The organism is Gilliamella sp. wkB195, from assembly GCF_001690445.1.
GTDB lineage: Bacteria > Pseudomonadota > Gammaproteobacteria > Enterobacterales > Orbaceae > Gilliamella > Gilliamella apicola_E.
This window is the reverse complement of record NZ_LZGP01000025.1, coordinates 16,035-37,201: the sequence shown is the minus strand read 5'-3', so window position 1 is coordinate 37,201 and position 21,167 is coordinate 16,035. Positions and strand designations below refer to the sequence as shown.

The 21,167-nt window shown below is 35.0% G+C and carries 17 protein-coding genes; 7 read left to right on the top strand and 10 right to left on the bottom strand.

The window, feature by feature from the left end:
- Positions 1 to 39 precede the first annotated feature (39 nt).
- The 6 genes from recF to A9G08_RS06310 form a co-directional block, all read right to left on the bottom strand.
- Complete coding sequence (recF, locus tag A9G08_RS06335; RefSeq protein ID WP_065562887.1) at positions 40 to 1,110, bottom strand: DNA replication/repair protein RecF; 1,071 nt, start codon at positions 1,108 to 1,110, stop codon at positions 40 to 42.
- Between the two features lie 46 nt (positions 1,111 to 1,156).
- Entirely contained in the window at positions 1,157 to 2,260 is a 1,104-nt protein-coding gene (gene dnaN / locus A9G08_RS06330; protein ID WP_065562886.1) for a DNA polymerase III subunit beta, read from the bottom strand.
- A 15-nt stretch (positions 2,261 to 2,275) separates the two neighbouring features.
- A complete protein-coding gene (gene dnaA / locus A9G08_RS06325; RefSeq protein ID WP_065562885.1) occupies positions 2,276 to 3,628 on the bottom strand; it encodes a chromosomal replication initiator protein DnaA in 1,353 nt (450 codons plus the stop codon).
- A 157-nt stretch (positions 3,629 to 3,785) separates the two neighbouring features.
- Positions 3,786 to 4,886, bottom strand: coding sequence for a porin OmpA (gene ompA, locus A9G08_RS06320; RefSeq protein ID WP_065562884.1), 1,101 nt, complete (start codon positions 4,884 to 4,886; stop codon positions 3,786 to 3,788).
- A gap of 180 nt (positions 4,887 to 5,066) precedes the next feature.
- On the bottom strand, positions 5,067 to 5,975 hold the full coding sequence (locus tag A9G08_RS06315; RefSeq protein WP_065562883.1) for a recombination-associated protein RdgC: 909 nt from the start codon (positions 5,973 to 5,975) through the stop codon (positions 5,067 to 5,069).
- A gap of 106 nt (positions 5,976 to 6,081) precedes the next feature.
- Positions 6,082 to 6,831 carry a MipA/OmpV family protein gene (locus tag A9G08_RS06310; protein ID WP_081299519.1) on the bottom strand — a complete coding sequence of 250 codons (750 nt, stop codon included), beginning with the start codon at positions 6,829 to 6,831 and terminating at the stop codon, positions 6,082 to 6,084.
- Between the two features lie 170 nt (positions 6,832 to 7,001).
- On the opposite strand from A9G08_RS06310, the gene A9G08_RS06305 reads away from it, so the two are divergent.
- From A9G08_RS06305 to A9G08_RS06295, 3 genes are all read left to right on the top strand, one after another.
- The gene (locus tag A9G08_RS06305) at positions 7,002 to 8,411 is read left to right on the top strand and encodes an aspartate aminotransferase family protein (protein WP_141673943.1); all 1,410 of its coding nucleotides are present in this window, start codon (positions 7,002 to 7,004) and stop codon (positions 8,409 to 8,411) included.
- 65 nt (positions 8,412 to 8,476) lie between these two features.
- Entirely contained in the window at positions 8,477 to 9,526 is a 1,050-nt protein-coding gene (locus A9G08_RS06300) for a GNAT family N-acetyltransferase (protein ID WP_065562882.1), read from the top strand.
- Positions 9,523 to 10,395 (top strand): arginase family protein, encoded by an 873-nt coding sequence (locus A9G08_RS06295; RefSeq protein WP_065562881.1) that lies wholly within the window; start codon positions 9,523 to 9,525, stop codon positions 10,393 to 10,395. The genes A9G08_RS06300 and A9G08_RS06295 overlap by 4 nt, the downstream gene beginning before the upstream one ends.
- 49 nt (positions 10,396 to 10,444) lie before the next feature.
- Here A9G08_RS06295 and A9G08_RS06290 read toward each other — a convergent pair whose 3' ends face one another.
- From A9G08_RS06290 to A9G08_RS06275, 4 genes are read right to left on the bottom strand one after another with little or no spacing between them, the layout of a single operon-like run.
- Positions 10,445 to 10,846 (bottom strand): DMT family transporter, encoded by a 402-nt coding sequence (locus tag A9G08_RS06290; RefSeq protein WP_065562880.1) that lies wholly within the window; start codon positions 10,844 to 10,846, stop codon positions 10,445 to 10,447.
- 1 nt (position 10,847) lies between these two features.
- Positions 10,848 to 11,204, bottom strand: a complete 357-nt coding sequence (locus tag A9G08_RS06285) for an EamA family transporter (RefSeq protein WP_065562879.1) — start codon at positions 11,202 to 11,204, stop codon at positions 10,848 to 10,850.
- Between the two features lie 5 nt (positions 11,205 to 11,209).
- Positions 11,210 to 12,037 (bottom strand): alpha/beta hydrolase, encoded by an 828-nt coding sequence (locus A9G08_RS06280; RefSeq protein WP_065562878.1) that lies wholly within the window; start codon positions 12,035 to 12,037, stop codon positions 11,210 to 11,212.
- Positions 12,038 to 12,047: 10 nt separating this feature from the next.
- The gene (locus A9G08_RS06275) at positions 12,048 to 12,776 is read right to left on the bottom strand and encodes an MtnX-like HAD-IB family phosphatase (RefSeq protein WP_065562877.1); all 729 of its coding nucleotides are present in this window, start codon (positions 12,774 to 12,776) and stop codon (positions 12,048 to 12,050) included.
- Positions 12,777 to 12,934: 158 nt separating this feature from the next.
- Here A9G08_RS06275 and A9G08_RS06270 point away from each other — a divergent pair, with 158 nt between their 5' ends.
- The 4 genes from A9G08_RS06270 to purL all read left to right on the top strand — a co-directional run bounded on the left by A9G08_RS06270 (position 12,935) and on the right by purL (position 21,152).
- Positions 12,935 to 13,663 (top strand): winged helix-turn-helix domain-containing protein, encoded by a 729-nt coding sequence (locus A9G08_RS06270; RefSeq protein WP_065562876.1) that lies wholly within the window; start codon positions 12,935 to 12,937, stop codon positions 13,661 to 13,663.
- Positions 13,660 to 15,003, top strand: coding sequence for an ATP-binding protein (locus tag A9G08_RS06265; RefSeq protein ID WP_065562875.1), 1,344 nt, complete (start codon positions 13,660 to 13,662; stop codon positions 15,001 to 15,003). Before A9G08_RS06270 ends, A9G08_RS06265 begins: the two co-directional genes overlap by 4 nt.
- A gap of 206 nt (positions 15,004 to 15,209) precedes the next feature.
- Positions 15,210 to 16,886: a glutamine--tRNA ligase gene (glnS, locus tag A9G08_RS06260; RefSeq protein ID WP_065562874.1), complete on the top strand. Its 1,677-nt coding sequence runs from the start codon at positions 15,210 to 15,212 to the stop codon at positions 16,884 to 16,886.
- 363 nt (positions 16,887 to 17,249) lie between these two features.
- Positions 17,250 to 21,152, top strand: a complete 3,903-nt coding sequence (purL, locus tag A9G08_RS06255) for a phosphoribosylformylglycinamidine synthase (RefSeq protein WP_065562873.1) — start codon at positions 17,250 to 17,252, stop codon at positions 21,150 to 21,152.
- Positions 21,153 to 21,167 lie beyond the last annotated feature (15 nt).

Below are 21,167 nucleotides of genomic sequence, written 5' to 3'. Positions count from 1 at the left end.
TTTCTCGACTTATTTGATTATTTATATCATTTTGTATATTTAAGAAATTATACCAGAATTTATGTGAAAAATCTTATCATTTTCATCGATCATATGGCTAATTTGCTCTTGATTAACCGCTGTAATGAAAACTTGAGATTGTGCTGATTTTAATCGTTTTGCTAATAAGTTACGTTTATTTTTATCAAGCTCTGAAGCAAAGTCATCAATTAAGTAAATACAGGATTGGCCTGTTGTTTCTGAGAAATATTCACCTTGAGACAAACGTAATGCACACATGAGTAATTTTAATTGTCCCCGAGATAATAAATCTTCAACAGGAATATTATCTATTCGTAATTTTAAATCTGCTTTATGAGGACCTAGCGAAGTATAATTAATGAACTTATCTCTTTCAAATTGTCTATATAATATATCTGAATAACTGATTCCATGCTCCCAGCCCTGATAATATTGGCAATTAAGTTGATATTCTGGTAGAAAATCATGACAGGTTTGCATAATTTGAGGAAATATATTTTGACTATAACTAGCCCTAATCTGGCTGATTTTTTCTGCAATCGGTGCTAACTCTTTATCCCAAGGTAATAATTGATTATAGTTTGATGACTGTTTTAATAAAGCATTACGCTGTTTAAAGAGGCGTTTTAAGTTATTCCAAAGTGATACAAATTCAGGATAGTGATGAAAACATCCCCAATCTATAAAAGCACGGCGATATTTTGGTCCTCCGGTAAGTAGATCAAATCCTTCAGGCGTAATAAGTTGAATTGGTAATAATTTAGCTAAATCCGTCAACCGAAATCCTTCGTCACCATCAATTTTTATCGTATTATCGTTATGGCGTGTTTTTGATAAACCTATTGTTCGAGTTTTTTGTGCAGATTCAATTTGACTAAATAATACTAACTCTGGTTTTTCATGTTGTATTATTCGATTGGATTGAATATGTCTAAAAGCTCGACCATGTCCGAGCATATAAATCGCCTCGAGGAGGCTGGTTTTTCCGCTACCATTATCACCAACTATATAATTAAAATGTTTGGATAATGATAATTCAGCATAATCAATATTTCGAAAGTGATAAATTTTGATTTGAGAAAGTGTCATGTCGGTAAAGTTTCCGGCCGAGGCCGGAAGTTTAAATGATCGTTAATTATAAGCGCATTGGCATAACAACATAAGTTGCAGATTGGTTGTTGATATCTTCAATTTGCACACTTGATGTTGCATCAGTTAATAATAATTGGACGCTATCGCATTTTAATGTGTTTAATATGTCCAATAAATACGTTACATTGAAACCAATTTCAAGCTCTTGAGATTCGTATTTTACATCAATAACTTCTTCTGCTTCTTCTTGTTCAGGATTGTTTGCAGTAATTTTAATCTGATTGCTATGTACATATAATCTTATGCCGCGAAATTTTTCATTTGAAAGAATCGCAACACGAGATAAAGCATTTCTTAGTTCTTCACATGATACTTCAAGTGGTTTATCAGGATTACGAGGCATTACACGTTTATAATCAGGAAATTTTCCATCAATAAGTTTTGAAGTAAAAGTAAAATCGCCAAGACTAATACGTAAATTATTGTTACCAATTTGCATATTAACTAGCTCATCATTATCACCAACTAGTTTTGCCAGTTCAATTACGCCTTTTCTTGGTAAAATGACTGAACAGCATTCAGAGATCTCATGACCAACAGGTTGAGCACACACAGCTAATCGATGACCATCAGTTGCAACGGTTTTTAATAGACCATCTTCAATTTCAAATAGCATACCATTTAAATAATATCTTACATCTTGGTTAGCCATTGAGAATTGAACTGCGTCTATAAGTCGTTTGATAGTCTTTTGAGGTATAGAAAGTTCAACATCACTTTGCCAATTTTCTAGATTAGGAAAATCTGATGCAGGTAGTGTAGATAAAGAAAATTTACTTCGACCTGACTGAATAATCAATCGATTATCGTCAACGCTTATCGATATTTGAGCATCACTAGGAAGATTTCGACAGATATCAAGAAACTTTCTAGCTGGAACAGTTGTAGCACCCGCTTCACTAGGCTCTGTTAGGGGAATATGAGAAATCATTTCAATTTCTAAATCTGTTCCCGTCATGGATAGCGTGTTTTCACTCACCTGCAATAATAAATTACCTAAAATGGGGAGGGTAGGTCGGCTACCTAATGGTGCACTAACAAGTTGCAATGGTTTGATAAGTTTTTCACGATCTATAATAAATTTCATAGTGTTAATTCTTTTTTAAGTTGATAATGTTCGAATTAAATTGGAATAATCCTCTTTAATGTCATTGCTTTCTTCTTTTAACTCTGCGATCTTCCGACATGCATGTAATACTGTTGTATGATCTCTTCCACCAAAACCATCACCTATTTCTGGAAGGCTTTTGTTGGTTAGCTCTTTCGCTAACGCCATTGCTACTTGTCTTGGTCTTGCGACAGAACGAGAACGGCGTTTAGATAATAAGTCAGAAACTTTAATTTTATAATATTCAGCAACCGTTTTTTGAATATTTTCAATAGTAATCAATTTTTCTTGTAAGGCAAGTAAATCTTTTAAAGCATCTTTGACAAAATCAATGGTGATAGATTTGCCTGTAAAATTAGCATTGGCAATAACTCGATTAAGTGCACCTTCTAATTCTCTTACGTTTGATCGTAGTCGTTTAGCAATGAAAAAAGCGACCTCTTCAGGTAATTTTATTTTGTTTTCGTCTGCTTTTTTCATCAAAATAGCCACTCGAGTTTCAAGTTCTGGTGGTTCTATAGCGATGGTTAATCCCCAACCAAACCTTGACTTTAAACGATCTTCTACACCATCAATTTCTTTAGGATAACGATCCGAGGTTAGGATAATTTGTTGGTTGCCTTCTAACAATGAATTAAATGTATGGAAAAACTCTTCTTGTGAACGCTCTTTATTTGCAAAAAATTGAATATCATCAATAAGGAGAGCGTCAACAGATCGATAATAGTTTTTAAACTCTTCAATAGCATTATTTTGTAAAGCTTTGACCATGTCTTGAACAAAGCGTTCTGAATGCATATAAACAACTTTAGCGTTAGCTTTACCTGCCATAATTTCATTACCAACAGCATGTAACAAGTGAGTTTTTCCTAAACCTGTTGAGCCATATAAAAAAAGAGGGTTGTAAGCTTTTCCTGGATTTTCAGCTACTTGTTTAGCTGCTGCAACAGCAAGTTGATTAGATTTACCTTCAACAAAGCTGTTGAAAGTATGCTTATGATTAATACCCGAATAATAAGTGTGATTATTATTATTCTCTTTTGTTGTTTTCCAAGAAGGTACAACATCAGATTTATTAATTTTAGATTTTTTTTCTACAGATAAAGTTGAACCAACTTCCAAATATAATTTTAGTGAATCATTACCCAGTAAATTATTCAATAATTGCGAGATAGTCGTTAAATATTTATTTTTAACCCAATCTAATACAAATCTGTTTGGAGCATAAATATAAAGTTTATTCTCAACCATTTCCACTTGTAACGGTCGAATCCATAAATTGAATTCTGTTGTAGGAAGCGCTTCTTGTAATTGAGAAAGACAATCTTGCCAAATCGAGGTAGACATGGCTACTCCTTTAATTGGGATACTAACAATACTGGAATAATTATAATCTTTTTTGTGGATAATTTGTAGGGTTCAAGCAAGATATAATTTAATTATTAACATATAAATGAAAAAACCCAGCCGAAGCTGGGTTCAAAGGTGTAATTAATAACAAAAACTATTTTGTTTGATCAATTACTTGGACCTCTTGCACGTTACGTGCTTTAACTTCAATTTCAACACGACGATCTGGTGCTAAACATGCTTTTAAGTCAGCGCCACGAAGTGCATTACATTTATTACCAGTAACTGGTTGTGCTTTACCCATACCGCGTGAAGTGATGATTTCAGCTGGAACACCTTTTTGAACTAAATAGTTCAATACAGTGTGTGCACGACGTTCTGATAGTTTTTGGTTATAGCTATCTGAACCGATACGGTCAGTGTGACCAATTACTACGATAGCACTTTGAGTTGGGTTAATTTTAACAAGAGTAGTTAATAAATTATCAAGTGCTTGACGACCTTCTGCTTTTAAATCAGATTTTGCATAAGCAAATAACACATCTTCATTTAAAACATAACGATTTACTTCAGTTTTGATTTCAACTGGAGCTGCAACAGATGGAGAACCTAAACGGTAAGTAATACCTAAGCTTACAGTTCCTGCATCTGGAGATGCGTGAGTTTTAGTATGAATATGTTGAACATATTGGTATTCTAAACGAGTAGAGAAATCTTCGTTAAGACGATAATCAAGACCTAAAGCATAAACTGGTGATAAATCAGTTTTTGTTTTACCACGGCCGTAAGCTTCTTTGATATCACCACTATTTTTCCATTTAGCAATAGTTACCATTCCACCTGCACGACCATAAATATCTAAATCGTCAGAAATGAATGATAGTGGGTAACTTAATTTACCAGTTAAAGAAACGCCTTGTGCTGAAACTTTACTATTACCAGCGTTAGAATGATCACCAAGATAAGTTCTTTTATATTTTGCAGAACCTAACCAATCATAACCTAATTCAAAAGCTAAGTAAGGATTAGCTTGGAAACCAAGGAAAGCACCGCCAGCAACATTACTTCTATTAGAAGTTTTAATACCAGCTTCATCTTTATCATAACCACGAACTTTATTTGCGTCTAAATTATAAAGTTCTGACCAACCTAATTTAGCACCTACATAAAAAGTATTGTCTTCATATGCAGCGTTAGCGGCAGTAGCGGTTAAACTTGCAACAGCCATTGCTAGAGCTAGAGTTGTTTTTTTCATTTTTTTGCCTCAACTTATTTGTTGTAATAGACGTTGTTTAATTTGCTTTTATTGTTTAATTTTACTTAATTTTTACGGTGTTTTATACTTAATGACCAATTATGTTACACATAATCTATTACGTATTATAGCACAATTATTATTCGGATCTAGGATAATTGATAATATATTGTAAAAAAATTAAACAATCTTATTTATAATAATATATAAATCGTTAATTGAGTTTGATAATGTGTTAGCCATAATATAGAAATCAGCTTCTAAACGTTTATCAAATTCATCAGATCCAATATCTTCATTTTCATCTAAAATAACAGAATCAAATTTAATTCTTTTCAATGTTAAGTCAGGATTAATAATAAAATTGATTCCACGTTCATCAATGATTTTAAGTTTGGTGACCCATTTACCAGAATCTAAATGAACTAACATTTCATCACTTGTAATATCTTGATTTTTACAACTGATAATCCCATTACCCTCAAGTGGATCTTTTAATTCTGCTTCATCACCCAATATAAAAGGAGGAAAACTAAGTTTTTCTCTAACCCAAGTTGTCATAATCTTTTCAAGCGGTTTTTCGATGGAAAGAGGCGTTAATGCTAATGCTCCAAGTTCTTTCCGTAAAATCGCTAGAATATCTTCAGCAAGTTTAAAACTACTGCAATCGATAATAATCCTTTTATTTTCAATGTCGATCCATAACCAATAATAGTTATATTTGCTAAATGCTCTAGGCATTAAATCGATCATCACTTCATCTTTTAATGTCGCTTTTTCATTTTTACTAAGTTTACGGCTTAATGCCTTCTCTTGCTTGTCAATCTTCTCATTTAAGGCTTGTTTGATGACAGGTGCAGGTAAAATTTTAGTTTCTTTCTTTATTTTTAATAATAAATGCCCTTGCATATCAATAATAAAATCATCCAAATTGTTATCATCGTAAGGGGATACCCAACCCATTTTGGTGGTATCTAAATTACCACAAGGAGAAAATAAAGCAGATTTGAGTGCATTTTCAATAGTCTGTTTATCCAGTAAATTATCATTATTAAGTTGATAGATAATTGCGTTTTTAAACCAAAGCATAGTGTAATTTTTCCAAAAATTAATTCATGAAAATTATTTAATTAAAATAATTAAAATAAGATTTTCACAGAAAATAAAGTATTATTAATAAGATTTAATAAAAGTATTAAAATTTATAAGATAAGCCCATATAAATGGATGTTATCGTACTATCATCAACCATAGGGCTGTCAGCTGCATCACCAGTCAGTTTATCAATATGAATTCCGCCAAAAGTAGCGATATTATCTGTTAAAGAATATTGCGCACCGATTTCAAAGTAAGGTGTAAAAGAACTATCTGCATTGAAATAGCGTAATCCTGAACGTGAAGATTCTTTATGAGATACACCATAATAATAGTCATTATGTTTACCATCAGCCCAGTTTATACCAATAGTAGGTGCGATAATTAAATTACCTTGTATATAAGGAACAGTATAGTCGGCATTAACTAAGATTCCATTACTATTATTGAGCATATCAGCGCCAATACTACTTGAAAAAATACCCCAATTAGTGGTGATATCATAATCAATTTCAGCTAACACAGTGGAATGACGACTATTAAGTTGTCTTAACTTATGATTGTCAGAATCATGAGGTTTAAATTCATTAGCAAGATAACGAACGCCAAATGATAAACTTTGATTATCGTTGTTAAAAGCGTAAATACCAGCTGATAGATCATCAATAAAAAAATAGCCATTATCATAATCAATATGAGGAACCGGATAGTAACTTGAACTATAATTTTTATATGGTGAGTTAGACCAACCCAAACCGACGCCTAATGAAGTAGGATCTGCTGACGCAATATGAGTATACCCTAAAGGAAACATTGATAATAGTGAGATTATGCAGCTTAATTTTTTCATTTTGATAACCACTCATACTGATATGATTTAAGACAATTATTGTAGTTATTTTGTCACTCAAGGCTTGTTGTCACAAAATCTATACATTAAATGTACATTGTTACAATCCATTTTCTCTGATAATAATGCCACATTTTGTCATATTTGAATATGGATTAGTGAGATAAATTATGAGTAAACCAACTTTAGAAATGATTAATAGTCGTCCCGACGATGCAACGTTATTAGCGGATGAAGCAAAATACTGTTCATTTGGTGATACCGTGCATTATGTTGAACCACCAAAGATTTTTGATGGTTGTGAAGGTAGTTACATGTATGATAAAGAAGGTAAAGCCTTCCTTGATTTACAAATGTGGTACTCTGCTTGTAACTTTGGTTATGCTAATGAGCGTTTAAATAACGTACTTAAAAAGCAAATCGATACTTTACCGCAATGTGCTAGCCAGTATTTACATCCAACTAAAATCGAATTAGCAAAAACAATTGCTCAAGGTATGGAACAGCGATTCGGTTACCAAGGACGAGTTCATTTTAATGTTGGTGGTTCACAATGTATTGAAGATTCATTAAAAGTCGTTCGTAATGCTACTGGTGGTAAATCCCTGATGTTTGCATTTCAAGGTGGTTACCATGGTCGTACTTTGGGTGCATCTTCAATTACTTCGAGCTACCGTTACCGTCGTCGTTATGGTCATTTTGGTGATCGTGCAATGTTTGTACCATTCCCATATCCGTTCCGTCGTCCAAAAGGAATGACAGCAGAAGAATATGGTGAACACTTAGTTGCTGAGTTTGCACGTTTATTTGAAACTGAGTATCACGGTGTATGGGATCCCAAAGTCGGACAAGCAGAATATGCTGCATTTTATGCCGAACCATTACAAGCAACGGGTGGTTATATTGTTCCTCCTCGTAATTACTTTAAAGGTCTGAAAAAAGTTTTAGATCAATATGGTATTTTATTAGTTGTTGATGAAATTCAAATGGGCTTTTATCGTACTGGTAAATTATGGTCAATTGAACATTTTGATGTTAAACCTGATGTGGTGGTATTTGCGAAAGCATTAACTAATGGTTTAAATCCATTAGGTGGTTTATGGGCTCGTGAAGAGTTAATCAATCCAGAAGTATTCCCAGTTGGCTCAACCCACTCTACGTTTGCTTCAAATCCTTTAGGTACCGCAGTTGGCCTAGAAGTATTAAAAATGACTTCTGAAACAGATTACGAAAAAATGGTAATGGATAGCGGTGCATATTTCCTTGACGGATTAAAAACACTTGAGAAGAAACATAAAGAAATAGGCGAAGTTGATGGCCTAGGTCTTGCACTTCGTGCTGAAATTTGTACCGAAGATGGATTTACAGCTAACAAAGCATTAGTTGATAAAATGGTAGATATTGGTATGTCAGGTGATCTTGATTGGAAAGGTAACAAAATGGGCTTAGTGCTTGATATTGGTGGTTATTACAAAAATGTTATCACTTTTGCTCCTTCATTACATATTACTCGTCAAGAGATTGATCAAGGTATTGAACTACTCGATCAATTAATTACTCGAGCTAAAAAAGAACTTTAAGTCTTAAATCAAAATAATCCCGCTAATATCAATTAGCGGGAATTTCAGATCATTTATAGAAAGTTATGCGATATATCAATCAATTAGAACCTAATGAATTAATCAACAATTTTCTTTCTCATCCTCCGCGAGAGTTTACTAGCTGGATGAGTGAAGACGGTATACCTGCTTTTTCCGCTAAGTTTGATTTGCTCATAACTGCTGATGATGATTTTAAACATAAAGTTCATAAATTGCCTTTTTATAAAAAATGGCGGCATTGGTTACAACCAAAAACATGCTTTGTGGGTACAACCGTTTCAGAATATAGTTTATTGACTAATAAAATCGATGCGCATCAATTAGCTGACAATGTTAAGGCAGCTTATACAAAAAAATATCCATTTGTTATTGTTAAAGATTTGCCATCCGATTCACCTCTGCTTAGTAAACAGGATAATCAATATTCTAAACAGATTATTGGTTCCTTAAAAGAACGGGGGTTTATTGAAGTTGAAGGACAAGCTTTAGCTTGGGTTCCAATTGATTTTGAGTCGATCGATGATTTTTTTGCAAAACTATCATACAGTCGTCGTAAAAATTTAAGAAGAAAACTAAAGTCCCGTGAAAAATTGGAGATTAACATCTTACAAACTGGTGATGATTGTTTTTTTGATGAGGCGACTCTTGATCTATATTATCAACTTTATCTGAATGTATATGAGCAGAGTGAAGTACATTTTGATTTATTAACTAAGCCATTTTTCACCCAATTACTGCAAAGCAAATCCTCAAATGGACGTATTTTTACTTATCATCATAATGGACAATTAATTGGTTATAATATCTGTTTTGTAGTGAACAATGTTTTAATCGATAAATACATAGGAATGGTTTATCCTCAAGCAAGAGAATTAAACCTCTATTTTGTTAGTTGGTTTGTTAATCTTGAATATGCATTACAACAAAAACTTAGTAATTATGTTGCAGGTTGGACTGATCCAGAAGTTAAAGCTTCTTTAGGTGCTAGTTTTACCTTAACTAAACACTTAGTTTATATACGAAACCCTTTATTAAGGGCTGTTTTGCGTAGATTAATTGGCCATTTCGAAACTGATAAGGAGAAAGTAGCATGACATCGCTAGTTATCCTTAACTTTGATCAAAGTGTAGGTGAAATTGATAATGCTAAAACGATTGATTTTACTCAGTGGCAAGATGTCATTCGCTTTGGTTGTAGTACAAAAAAATTTCAAAAATTTAAAAAGGTATTACAACAATCATTACCAGAAAACTATGGTACGGTATTAATGGGTAGCGGTGATTACCACCATATTTCGTTATTACTTATTGAGCAGCTAGCTAAGCAATATACAGAAGAAAATCCCATTGAAGTAGTTATTTTCGACAACCATCCAGATAACATGCGTTATCTGTTTGGCATTCACTGTGGATCATGGGTTAGCTATGTGGCTAGTTTACCTTTTGTTAGCCATGTACATGTATTAGGAATTACATCACATGATATTGGCTTATGGCATTTTTGGGAAAATAGATGGTCACCATTGTTTCATAAAAAACTGACTTATTGGAGCATGGATGTTAATGTCTCCTGGGCTAAGAAAATTGGTTTAAGTCATGCTTTTCGCTATTTTGATTCGCCAGATGATCTTATTACTCAGTTTCTATCCGAACAATACCGTAATACTAAACCGATATATTTATCGATAGATAAAGATGCCTTAAGTGAAGAAGTTATTCATACCAATTGGGACCAAGGAAAACTACAAACCTATCATTTATTAGATACTATTACATCTATTAAGCCTCGGATTATCGGTAGTGATATCACGGGCGAATTATCAATATGGCAGCCTAAAAATTGGTTTAAGAGATTACTAAGTTCACTGGACAAACAGCCTGAGATATCATTAGAAAAGTTAAATGATTGGCAACAAGAACAACATCAACTTAATTTAACATTATTAAAAGCTTTAAAAACCTAGCATTCAAGAACTGATATAGTTTGCCAGGTTTTTAATCCTTATCTTGAAGTTATTTAGAACGATGATGAGTATCTTTCTTCGCAAGTTTACTTTCTGCTAGTGCTAAAAACAAAATCCCTGAAACAATCAATATAGTTCCAATTAACTTAAATAAAGTGATAGGTTCATTAAATAGCCAAACTGAAGCAATCATTACGGTAACAACTTCAAAATGTGAAGCTGCAAAAGCAGGTCCTACAGGCGCTTTTTTTAATAAAGTCATCCAAGTAAAGAAAGTAAAAATGTAGCCAGCTATTGATACATAGATCCAATGACCGGAAAATACCCTAACTATCCATTCAATGCTCATTGAAAGTGGCAGGGCATGTTCGGCGGCCAATTTAAAGCTACATTGTGCAATCGTATCAAACATTAATAATACGGTAAAACCAATTAAATAGAACTTAGCCATATTAAGATAACCCCACAAAGATCACACCAGCAGTAATTAAAGACATGCCAATAACACGATATACCGTCAGTAATTCTTTAAATAGAATCCGACCTACTAACATGATAGTAATGATATTAAATGAGGCGAGCAATACACCTTGGGAAAGTGGAACTAAAGTTAAAAAAGCTAACCACAGTAAAAATTCGGCAATGTAAGATGATATTCCTATCCAAATCCAATGATTTTTGGCGAGATCTAACCAATAGTACCATCCATCTCTATTGGTAGGTGATATTGCAGCATATTTAAAAGCAACTTGTCCTAAGGTATCAAAACAAATATTACTAACCCAAAGAAAAATAACTAAGGATGACATTATGCTTAAGTTCCTTCTGCCAGATTATTAAAAAATGAAGCGCACTCTTTAATTACTTCACGGCGTTGGCTATCAATAGTAATTAAATGATAACTATCATTTAATACAACTAATCGTTTTGGACCAGAAACATGCTTCTCAACTAATTTTGCATTAGTTTCAATATTGGCAATATCGTCATTACCTGAATGCATAATTAAACAAGGTGACGTAACTTTTGGTAATTCTTGGCGAACATGTTTTGCCAATAATTGCATTTCTGCTAATGCAGGAAATGGATTTCCAGCAAGTCCAGCGGACGCAGCGTCGCCACTTAACATGCTTTCTGATACCACCGCTCGGATACGCTCATCTTTAAGACCATAAGGCGGTTTTTCAATAAAAGAGACTTTTTGAAAAATGCCAAGTTTTTTAAAATAGACCAATAAAAAGAAAAACTTTTTAGCCCAAAATGGCATACTCCAACCATCATAATAAAATGTAGGTGCTAGAACACCAACACCTTTAACTTGATTTGGACGATCTGCAGCAAGTTTCAACGCCAAAAGGGCGCCCATTGATAAACCTGCGACAAAAAGGTTGTCTACATGTTTAGCTAAATAATCAGCACCATCTTGAACGCTTTTATACCAATCTTGCCAAGTTGTTTTACATAGATCTGCTTCAGTACCACAGTGACCTGCCAATTGTATTGCATAAACAGTAAATCCTGCTTTATGTAAACCATTGGCTAAAATACGCATTTCATTTGGTGTGCCAGTTAAACCATGAATTAATAGCACGCCATTTTTATTTCCTGGTAAAAAATAAGATAAATCTTCAATTGTACTCATTATTGTTCCTTTATTTCACCATCATGACTGGAATTAGTGATTGCTCTGCTTGTTTTAAAGCCTCTGTTACATCAGCAAAATTAACAATAGCAGTGTGCTTAATGTTATTTTTTTCACAGTAATTGATCAGCTTATCTTTAGCAAAAACCAGATCGACATGATGTGAAACGCAAAAATCAGAAGTACCATCACCAACATACAATATTTGAGGAAAATGTTGCTGTTGTTTTACATGATTGCATTTGCAATTACCACTTTGTTTTATACAATCCTTATTAGCGTAAGGGAACTCAAGGCGCCAACTTCTGTGATTATCATGCAATAGTTTATTAGCATAAATAGGTAAATGTTCAATACCATGACGCTTTAATACAAATTGGATAGCATAATCTAAACCATCACTAACTACATGAACTGGTATATGTTTTTTTTCGGTATACTTAATGAATGATTTAAAGCTAGAATCAATTTCAATTTTTGCCAATGCTTGATTAAGCTCTTCTAAGCTTGCGTCCATTAAGGCAATCTGTTTACTCATACACTCTTGAGAACCAATTTTACCACTAACCCACAACTCTTCGAGCTCATCACAGCCATCTTGGCCGAACTGACTAAGTAAAGTATCAGTTACATCTTTAACACTAATTGTGCCATCAAAATCACACAAAATAATAGGGTTGTGATAGCGAGTGTAAGATGGTTGAAAAAGATGATTAGTAATTGATGAAAAAGTATTCATATTCCAAGTAAAAATTGCTAGTTATAGATATTGGCGACAATTTTCTCACAAAGTGGTAGCTAACTTTGTTGGCTCTTTGTATATATTTTGTAACGAGGCTCTATTTGCCTGTATAATGAAGCATCTCGAAGTCCACTTTACGGTAAAGAGAATCAGAAATGAGTGAACGCATATTAATTATCGAAGATGATGAAAGATTAGCCAATTTAATACAAGTCTACCTAATCCGTCAAGGATATAGGGTAGATTGGCATAATAGTGGTGAAGGAGCAGAAGAAAAAATACAAAAAATCAACCCTGATTTGGTTATTTTAGATGTAATGTTACCGGAAAAAACTGGATTTGATATCTGTCGAGATATACGTTCATGGTTCAGTAACTATATTCTTATAATGACGGCTAGCGAAGATAATATTGATGAAATCGTGGGATTAGAGTTAGGCGCTGATGATTATTTAGCTAAACCGGTTGAACCACGATTATTACTAGCTCGGATTCGAGCATTGCTACGCCGAAAACAAAATGAAACAGACAAAGAAGGCCTAAAAGAGCAAATTGCTTTATTTAACAATAATACTTTAGCCTTTGAAAATTTAGTGATTGATGGTGAAAATCGTAAAGTGTTATTAGACGGGCATGAAATAGATTTAACGACTGCCGAATTTGACTTACTCTGGTTGTTAGCTAATAACGCAGGTAAGATTCTATCTCGAGACGATATATTTTCCCAAGTTAGAGGGATTGATTTTGACGGTAGCGATCGCTCAATTGATGCACGAATTTCTCGGTTAAGACGTAAACTCCTTGATGATCCTGATAATCCTTCAAGAATTAAAACGGTTCGAGGAAAGGGGTATTTATTCATGCGCGAAGGGGAAAACCATTGAGACAGTTATTAGCTAAACCGCTATTTTTTAACCGCCGCATCGTCTTTTATCTAGTTATTTTACTTTCATTGCAATGTATTATCGCCTATGGCGCATTATTAGTGTTTGATTCACTACCTTCATCATTAACTGATATGCCAGATGATCATATCGTTTTTCGTGAATCACAACGAGGAACAGTCAACTTAATTCGCAAACATATTGATGAAAACAAACAGCGTCCACTGCAAGCAGTAGTTGACGAGTTACAACCATATTTTGGTTATCCAATCAAAGTATTACCTGCAAATACAGAATTATCTCATTCTGTAAAAAAAGAACTTGAAAAACTTGATTTTGCTTATGATGGTGATGACGAAGTTGTCTATATCAATCTCAATGATGGTCATTTATTACAATTGGGGCCGATTCTAATGCGAGATATATTAGAATCAAATACCATGTCGTTGAGCGTTTTCCTTATTATTTGGGCATTATTTAGTGCCATAATCTTTTTTATATTAATCTATTTCGCGTTTAGTGCTGTATGGAAAGATCTGGTCAACATACGTCAAACCGCAGAACAACTTGGACAGGGCAATTTGAAGGCTCGAACGGAAAATGTGAAAGGTTGGTTATTCAAACCATTAGCCAATGTTTTAAATAATATGGGGACTCACATTGAGCATCTTGTCAGCACTAACCAAACAATTTCACATGCGATGGCACATGAACTACGAACCCCTCTTGCACGAATGCGATTTGAGTTAAGTATGCTTGAAGAATCTACAGACGAAGTAGAAAGATCTGATTTACAAAAAGGAATGAGTGATGATATAGATGAACTTGAAACCCTCATTAATGCTAGTTTGAATTATTTCAAAATGCAGCAAAGTAATATTGAATTAAACTTTACTACTGTATCGTTAAAACAATGGGGTGAAAAAGTTTGTCAGTCATTAGCACTATTTAAACCTAAGGGCTTTGAGCTCATTTGCCATAGCCAAGATGCTAAAGCTAAAATTGATATCAATTTGGCAGAAACTATTGTCAAAAATCTGCTACTTAATGCGTTTAAATATGCAGCCCATAAAGCAGTATTAAATATAACCAAACAAGATAACCGAGTTATTTTGGAAATTGATGATGATGGTGCAGGCATTCCTTTCGATTCTCGAGAAAAAATTTTTATGCCTTTTGCTCGCCTTGACACCAGTCGTACACGATCAACTGGTGGATATGGGTTAGGCTTAGCTTATGTAAAATTAATGGCAGAATTTCATGACGGTAAAGCATTCGTGGTTACTAGCCCACTAGGTGGTGCACGATTTGTTGTTTCGATAAAATCAGGTGAGGAATAACTGAAGTTAAAATTAAAATAATTGTTAAAATTATTTAGGAGTGTTATCCGTTTGAGGGTAATTATTTTTTTCAGGTAACTGAAATCTCTTGTTTTAACGTTTCGAAAAAACAAAAAATTTGCTATATTCGTCGGTCGAAGTGATAAAAGTGATAAATCTCATTTCTAAATTGGTTATGAGTAAACATATATAATCAGAGGTTTTTTATGAGCGGTGATTTACCGACAGAGAACGAAACTCGTCCAAATAACTTTATTCGTCAAATTATTGATGCGGATCTTGCTGCGGGAAAATATAAAACAACGCATACTCGTTTTCCGCCTGAACCTAATGGCTATTTACATATTGGTCATGCAAAATCTATCTGTTTAAACTTCGGTATTGCCCAAGATTATCACGGTAAATGTAATTTACGGTTTGATGATACCAATCCAGCCAAAGAAGATATTGAATATGTTGAATCAATTAAGGAAGATGTCCGCTGGTTAGGATTCGAATGGGATGGTGAGATTTGCTATTCGTCTGACTATTTTGACCGTTTATATGAATATGCCATAGAGCTTATCAATAAAGGATTAGCTTATGTAGATGAACTATCTCCTGAAGAAATCCGAGAGTATCGGGGCACTTTAACACAACCAGGTAAAAATAGCCCTTATCGTGATCGAAGCATAGAGGAAAATTTAGCATTATTTATCCAAATGAAAGAGGGTAAATTTGCTGAAGGTAAAGCTTGCTTAAGAGCGAAAATCGACATGGCTTCACCTTTTATTGTTATGCGTGATCCAGTTTTATACCGTATTAAATTTGCCGAGCATCACCAAACTGGTAATAAATGGTGTATTTATCCGATGTATGATTTTACTCACTGTATTTCGGATGCTATTGAAAATATAACCCATTCACTTTGTACGCTTGAGTTCCAAGATAACCGTCGTTTATATGACTGGGTTTTAGATAATATTACTATTCAAGCTCGTCCTCATCAGTATGAGTTTTCTAGATTAAATCTAGAATATGCTATTACCTCAAAACGTAAATTAACACAATTGGTTGCCGAAGAAATTGTAGATGGTTGGAATGATCCTCGTATGCCAACCGTTTCAGGTTTACGCCGTCGAGGTTATACCCCAGCTTCAATTCGTGAATTTTGTCGTCGAATCGGGGTAACTAAACAAGAAAATACCGTTGAAATGAGTACACTTGAATTCTGTATTCGAGAAGATCTCAACGAAAATGCACCTCGAGCAATGGCGGTACTTGATCCGGTAAAAGTGGTAATTGAAAACTTCTCAGAAACACTTGATGAAGTATTAAGTATGCCAAACCATCCTAACAGGCCAGAACTTGGACATCGTGAAGTAACATTTACACGCGAGATTTATATTGATCGAGCTGATTTCAGGGAAGAAGCTAATAAAAATTATAAGCGTTTAGTATTAGGTAAAGAAGTCCGTCTGCGTAATGCTTATGTGATACGCGCTGATCGTGTTGAAAAGGACGCAGAAGGTAATATACAAACTATTTATTGTAGTTACGATCCGGCAACATTAAATAAAAATCCTGAAGATGGACGTAAAGTTAAAGGTGTCATTCATTGGGTATCTGCCAAGTATGGTAAACCTGCTGAAATTCGTCTTTATGATCGTTTATTTAGTACCCCAAATCCTGGTAGCGCTGAGGATTTCTTATCAACTATCAATCCAAATTCTTTAATTATTAAACAAGGATTTGTTGAGCCTAGTTTGAAAAAAGCCAAAGCCGAACAAGCTTATCAATTTGAACGTGAAGGTTATTTCTGTCTTGATAGTAAGTATGCGACAGAAGATAAATTAGTCTTTAATCGAACCGTAGGCTTAAGAGATAGTTGGAACGAAGCTTAATCATAGAATAAAAACGCCAACTTTAGTTGGCGTTTTTTATTGTCATCGTTGTTGAGATATTATTCTACCTTTTTACTTCTTTTAGCAATCTTATAGCTATAAGCATTAAAAATAATTCTTCTAGTATTAATTCTCCAAAATTAACCCTATAGATGAAAGAGATGATTTGTAAGAAATCAGTTTTTTATATGTTAATCAAAGTGCTACATTAGTGTAAAAATGAGTAAATAAGCTTTCAAAAACCCCGCTCCTCAACTTTTTTTATTAAATCATATAATGATTTTTAAGATAGCCTCTTTAGCTACTTTCTTTTATAATGTTGTTCTATTTTTTTCCTTTTTTTGCTTAAAAAGAGTACTTAGCATGAAAATTTTAGCTGGTTCTTCTGCTCTATCGACATTTCGTATTAATAAAATTCTATCCTCATGTCGTGAACAATCTATCCCCATTGTCAATATCGAAGCTCAATATATTCACTTTATCGATCTGATTGATGAGCTGAATTCCGAACAGAGTTTAACCTTGGATAAGCTGTTACAATATGGTCCTAAAAGTGCGCAGATAAAGATAGAAAATCCAGCAAATAAAATACTCTTTTTAGTTACCCCACGCGAAGGCACTATCTCACCATGGTCATCTAAAGCCACCGATATAGCACATAATTGTGGGCTATCACAAATCCATCGAATAGAGCGTGGAATTGCTTATTATGTACAAGTTAGTTCATCCTTAACGGCAATACAACAAAATACTTTTCTTTCATTAATTCATGACCGAATGATGGAAACGGTATTAAGTAGCTTTGAGCAAGCTCAGCAATTATTTAAGACTGAACAGCCCAAACCAGTAACCATTGTTGATTTATTAGGAAAAGGGCGCAATGCTTTAGAAGAGGCTAATGTAAAATTAGGTTTAGCTTTAGCGCCGGATGAAATTGACTATTTAGTTGAAAGTTTCCAAAAATTAAACCGTAATCCTACAGATATTGAACTTTATATGTTCGGTCAAGCGAATTCTGAACATTGTCGCCATAAGATATTCAATGCTGATTGGGTGATTGATGGTATAAAACAACCAAAATCATTGTTTAAAATGATAAAAAACACCTTTGAAAATACGCCAGATTATGTGTCATCCGCTTATAAAGATAATGCTGCGGTAATGGATGGCTCAAAAGTGGGGCGTTTTTTTGCTGATTATGAAAATCGAACTTACGATTTTCATCAGGAATATGCAGATATTCTCATGAAGGTTGAAACGCATAATCATCCAACTGCGATATCTCCTTGGCCAGGAGCAGCAACTGGTAGTGGTGGTGAGATTCGGGATGAAGGTGCGACTGGAAAAGGCGCTAAACCCAAAGCTGGTTTAGTTGGTTTTTCCGTTTCAAATTTACGAATTCCTAATTTTGAGCAACCGTGGGAACAAGATTTTGGTAAACCGGATCGAATAGTGAGCGCCTTCGATATTATGATGGATGGACCTTTAGGTGGCGCTGCATTTAATAATGAATTTGGTCGTCCAGCATTGTTAGGTTATTTTCGTACTTATGAAGAAAAAGTAAACAGCTTTAATGGCGAAGAGGTCAGAGGTTATCATAAACCAATTATGTTAGCTGGTGGTATGGGAAATATCCGTCGAGAACATATCCAGAAAGGTGAATTTCCTATTGGTTCCAAACTAATTGTTTTAGGCGGACCAGCTATGAATATTGGTTTAGGTGGTGGTGCTGCGTCCTCAATGACTTCTGGGCAATCGGATGCGGATCTCGATTTTGCTTCGGTTCAACGTGATAATCCTGAAATGGAACGTCGTTGCCAAGAGGTCATCGACCGTTGCTGGCAACTTGGCGATAAAAATCCTATTTTATTTATCCATGATGTAGGCGCGGGAGGCTTGTCTAATGCTATGCCTGAACTTGTTAGTGATGGTGGCTGTGGTGGTCAGTTTGAATTGCGCAAAATATTAAGTGATGAGCCGGGGATGTCGCCTTTAGAAATTTGGTGTAATGAATCACAAGAGCGTTATGTACTGGCTATTCATCCGGAAAGCCTTGAGCTATTTGATGAACTTTGTAAACGAGAACGCGCACCCTATGCGGTTATCGGGGAAGCTACAATAAATAAAGCAGTAGTTTTACATGATGAGCATTTTAATAATAATCCGATAGATTTACCTTTAGATGTTTTACTTGGTAAAACCCCTAAAATGTTACGTGATGTAAAGTCAAGCCAAGCCGAAGGTGACCATTTTTCTACATCTGATATCAATTTATATGATGCAGTGAAACGAGTTCTGCATTTGCCGGTTGTAGCCGAAAAAACCTTTTTAATTACTATTGGTGACCGTTCGGTAACTGGCATGGTTGCTCGTGATCAGATGGTTGGACCTTGGCAAGTACCTGTTGCCGATTGTGCAGTGACAACAGCAAGTTTAGATAGTTATTATGGTGAAGCTATGTCAATGGGTGAACGCGCCCCTGTTGCTTTGCTTAACTATGCTGCATCAGCACGATTAGCTGTTGGTGAAGCAATTACCAACATTGCGGCGACAAACATTGGCGACATTAAGCGAATTAAGCTTTCGGCTAACTGGATGGCAGCCGCAGGTCATCCGGGTGAGGATGCTGGTCTTTATCAAGCAGTTAAAGCTATTGGTGAAGAACTATGCCCAACATTGGGTCTGGCTATTCCAGTCGGTAAAGATTCCATGTCAATGAAAACGACATGGCAACAAAATGGTGAACAAAAAACGGTAACTTCACCTTTATCATTAGTGATTTCGGCATTTGCTCGAGTTGAAGATGTCCGTAAAACAGTTACGCCACAACTTCGCACCGATCAGGATAATCTATTGTTGTTTGTTGATCTCTCTAAAGGTTACCATGCATTAGGTGCAACGGCATTGGCGCAGGTTTATCGCCATCTTGGACAAAGAACTGCTGATGTTCATGACGCTAAAGAATTAGCTGATTTTTATCAAGCTATACAAACGCTAGTCGCTCAAAATAATCTATTGGCTTATCATGATCGCTCAGATGGTGGGTTATTGGTTACTTTGGCTGAAATGGCATTTGCAGGGCATTGCGGTATTGATGTTGATATTCATTCTCTCGGTAGTGATGTGATTGCCTCGTTATTTAATGAGGAGCTAGGGGCAGTTATTCAAATTCGTGGTAGTGATTTAGACGAAGTCATGACATGCTTTAAGCATTTTGGACTGTCCCATGCGATTTATAAATTAGGCTCAGCTAAGGCCGGACAGCAATTTATTGTGCGTAATAACAGTGCTGTGGTATATAGCGAATCTCGATTAACCATGAGAACTTGGTGGGCAGAAACCACTTGGCAAATGCAGCGTTTGCGAGATAATCCAGCATGTGCTGATCAGGAGCATCAAGCCAAACAAAATGATGACGATCCGGGATTAAATGTTCACCTTACTTTTGATTCAGAACAAGATATTGCTGCACCTTATATAGCCAAAGGTGTGAAGCCTAAAGTTGCAATTTTACGCGAACAGGGAGTCAACTCGCATGTTGAAATGGCTGCTGCATTTGCTCGAGCTGGATTTGAATCAATTGATGTCCATATGACGGATTTATTATCTGGGCAAGTGACATTGAATCAATTTAATACCATCGTTGCTTGTGGTGGTTTCTCTTACGGAGATGTATTAGGTGCAGGCGAAGGATGGGCTAAGTCTATTTTATTTAATGAACAAGTTCGCCATGAGTTTGAGCAATTCTTCCATCGTAATGATACTTTGTCATTAGGTGTATGTAATGGCTGCCAAATGATGTCAAATCTCAAAGATCTAATACCAGGTGCTGAGTTATGGCCTCGTTTTGTACGAAACGTATCGGAACGCTTTGAGGCACGCTTTAGTTTGGTCAAAATCCAATCAAGTCCTTCATTACTCTTTACTGATATGGCTGGTTCGCATATGCCTATTGCGGTTTCTCATGGTGAAGGTCAAGTTGAAACTAGAGATTTAGATCATTTAACTCGTTTAGAGGCTTCAGGTTTAGTGGCAGTCAGGTATATTGACCATTTTGGAAAAGCGACAGAGCAGTACCCAGCAAATCCGAATGGATCACCAAATGGTATTACAGCTGTAACGTCAAGTGATGGTCGATCCACTATAATGATGCCACATCCAGAGCGAGTTTTTAGGACTGTAACCAATTCATGGCATCCTGATAATTGGGGCGAAGATAGTCCTTGGATGCGAATTTTCCGCAATGCACGTAAGCAACTTGGATAAAAAAATCGCCGACTT

Bases quoted from the DNA above. Each gene is read 5' to 3' on its own strand.
- recF (WP_065562887.1), bottom strand. From the start codon at position 1,110: ATGACACTTTCTCAAATCAAAATTTATCACTTTCGAAATATTGATTAT.
- dnaN (WP_065562886.1), bottom strand. From the start codon at position 2,260: ATGAAATTTATTATAGATCGTGAAAAACTTATCAAACCATTGCAACTT.
- dnaA (WP_065562885.1), bottom strand. From the start codon at position 3,628: ATGTCTACCTCGATTTGGCAAGATTGTCTTTCTCAATTACAAGAAGCG.
- ompA (WP_065562884.1), bottom strand. From the start codon at position 4,886: ATGAAAAAAACAACTCTAGCTCTAGCAATGGCTGTTGCAAGTTTAACC.
- A9G08_RS06315 (WP_065562883.1), bottom strand. From the start codon at position 5,975: ATGCTTTGGTTTAAAAACGCAATTATCTATCAACTTAATAATGATAAT.
- A9G08_RS06310 (WP_081299519.1), bottom strand. From the start codon at position 6,831: ATGAAAAAATTAAGCTGCATAATCTCACTATTATCAATGTTTCCTTTA.
- A9G08_RS06305 (WP_141673943.1), top strand. From the start codon at position 7,002: ATGAGTAAACCAACTTTAGAAATGATTAATAGTCGTCCCGACGATGCA.
- A9G08_RS06300 (WP_065562882.1), top strand. From the start codon at position 8,477: ATGCGATATATCAATCAATTAGAACCTAATGAATTAATCAACAATTTT.
- A9G08_RS06295 (WP_065562881.1), top strand. From the start codon at position 9,523: ATGACATCGCTAGTTATCCTTAACTTTGATCAAAGTGTAGGTGAAATT.
- A9G08_RS06290 (WP_065562880.1), bottom strand. From the start codon at position 10,846: ATGGCTAAGTTCTATTTAATTGGTTTTACCGTATTATTAATGTTTGAT.
- A9G08_RS06285 (WP_065562879.1), bottom strand. From the start codon at position 11,204: ATGTCATCCTTAGTTATTTTTCTTTGGGTTAGTAATATTTGTTTTGAT.
- A9G08_RS06280 (WP_065562878.1), bottom strand. From the start codon at position 12,037: ATGAGTACAATTGAAGATTTATCTTATTTTTTACCAGGAAATAAAAAT.
- A9G08_RS06275 (WP_065562877.1), bottom strand. From the start codon at position 12,776: ATGAATACTTTTTCATCAATTACTAATCATCTTTTTCAACCATCTTAC.
- A9G08_RS06270 (WP_065562876.1), top strand. From the start codon at position 12,935: ATGAGTGAACGCATATTAATTATCGAAGATGATGAAAGATTAGCCAAT.
- glnS (WP_065562874.1), top strand. From the start codon at position 15,210: ATGAGCGGTGATTTACCGACAGAGAACGAAACTCGTCCAAATAACTTT.
- purL (WP_065562873.1), top strand. From the start codon at position 17,250: ATGAAAATTTTAGCTGGTTCTTCTGCTCTATCGACATTTCGTATTAAT.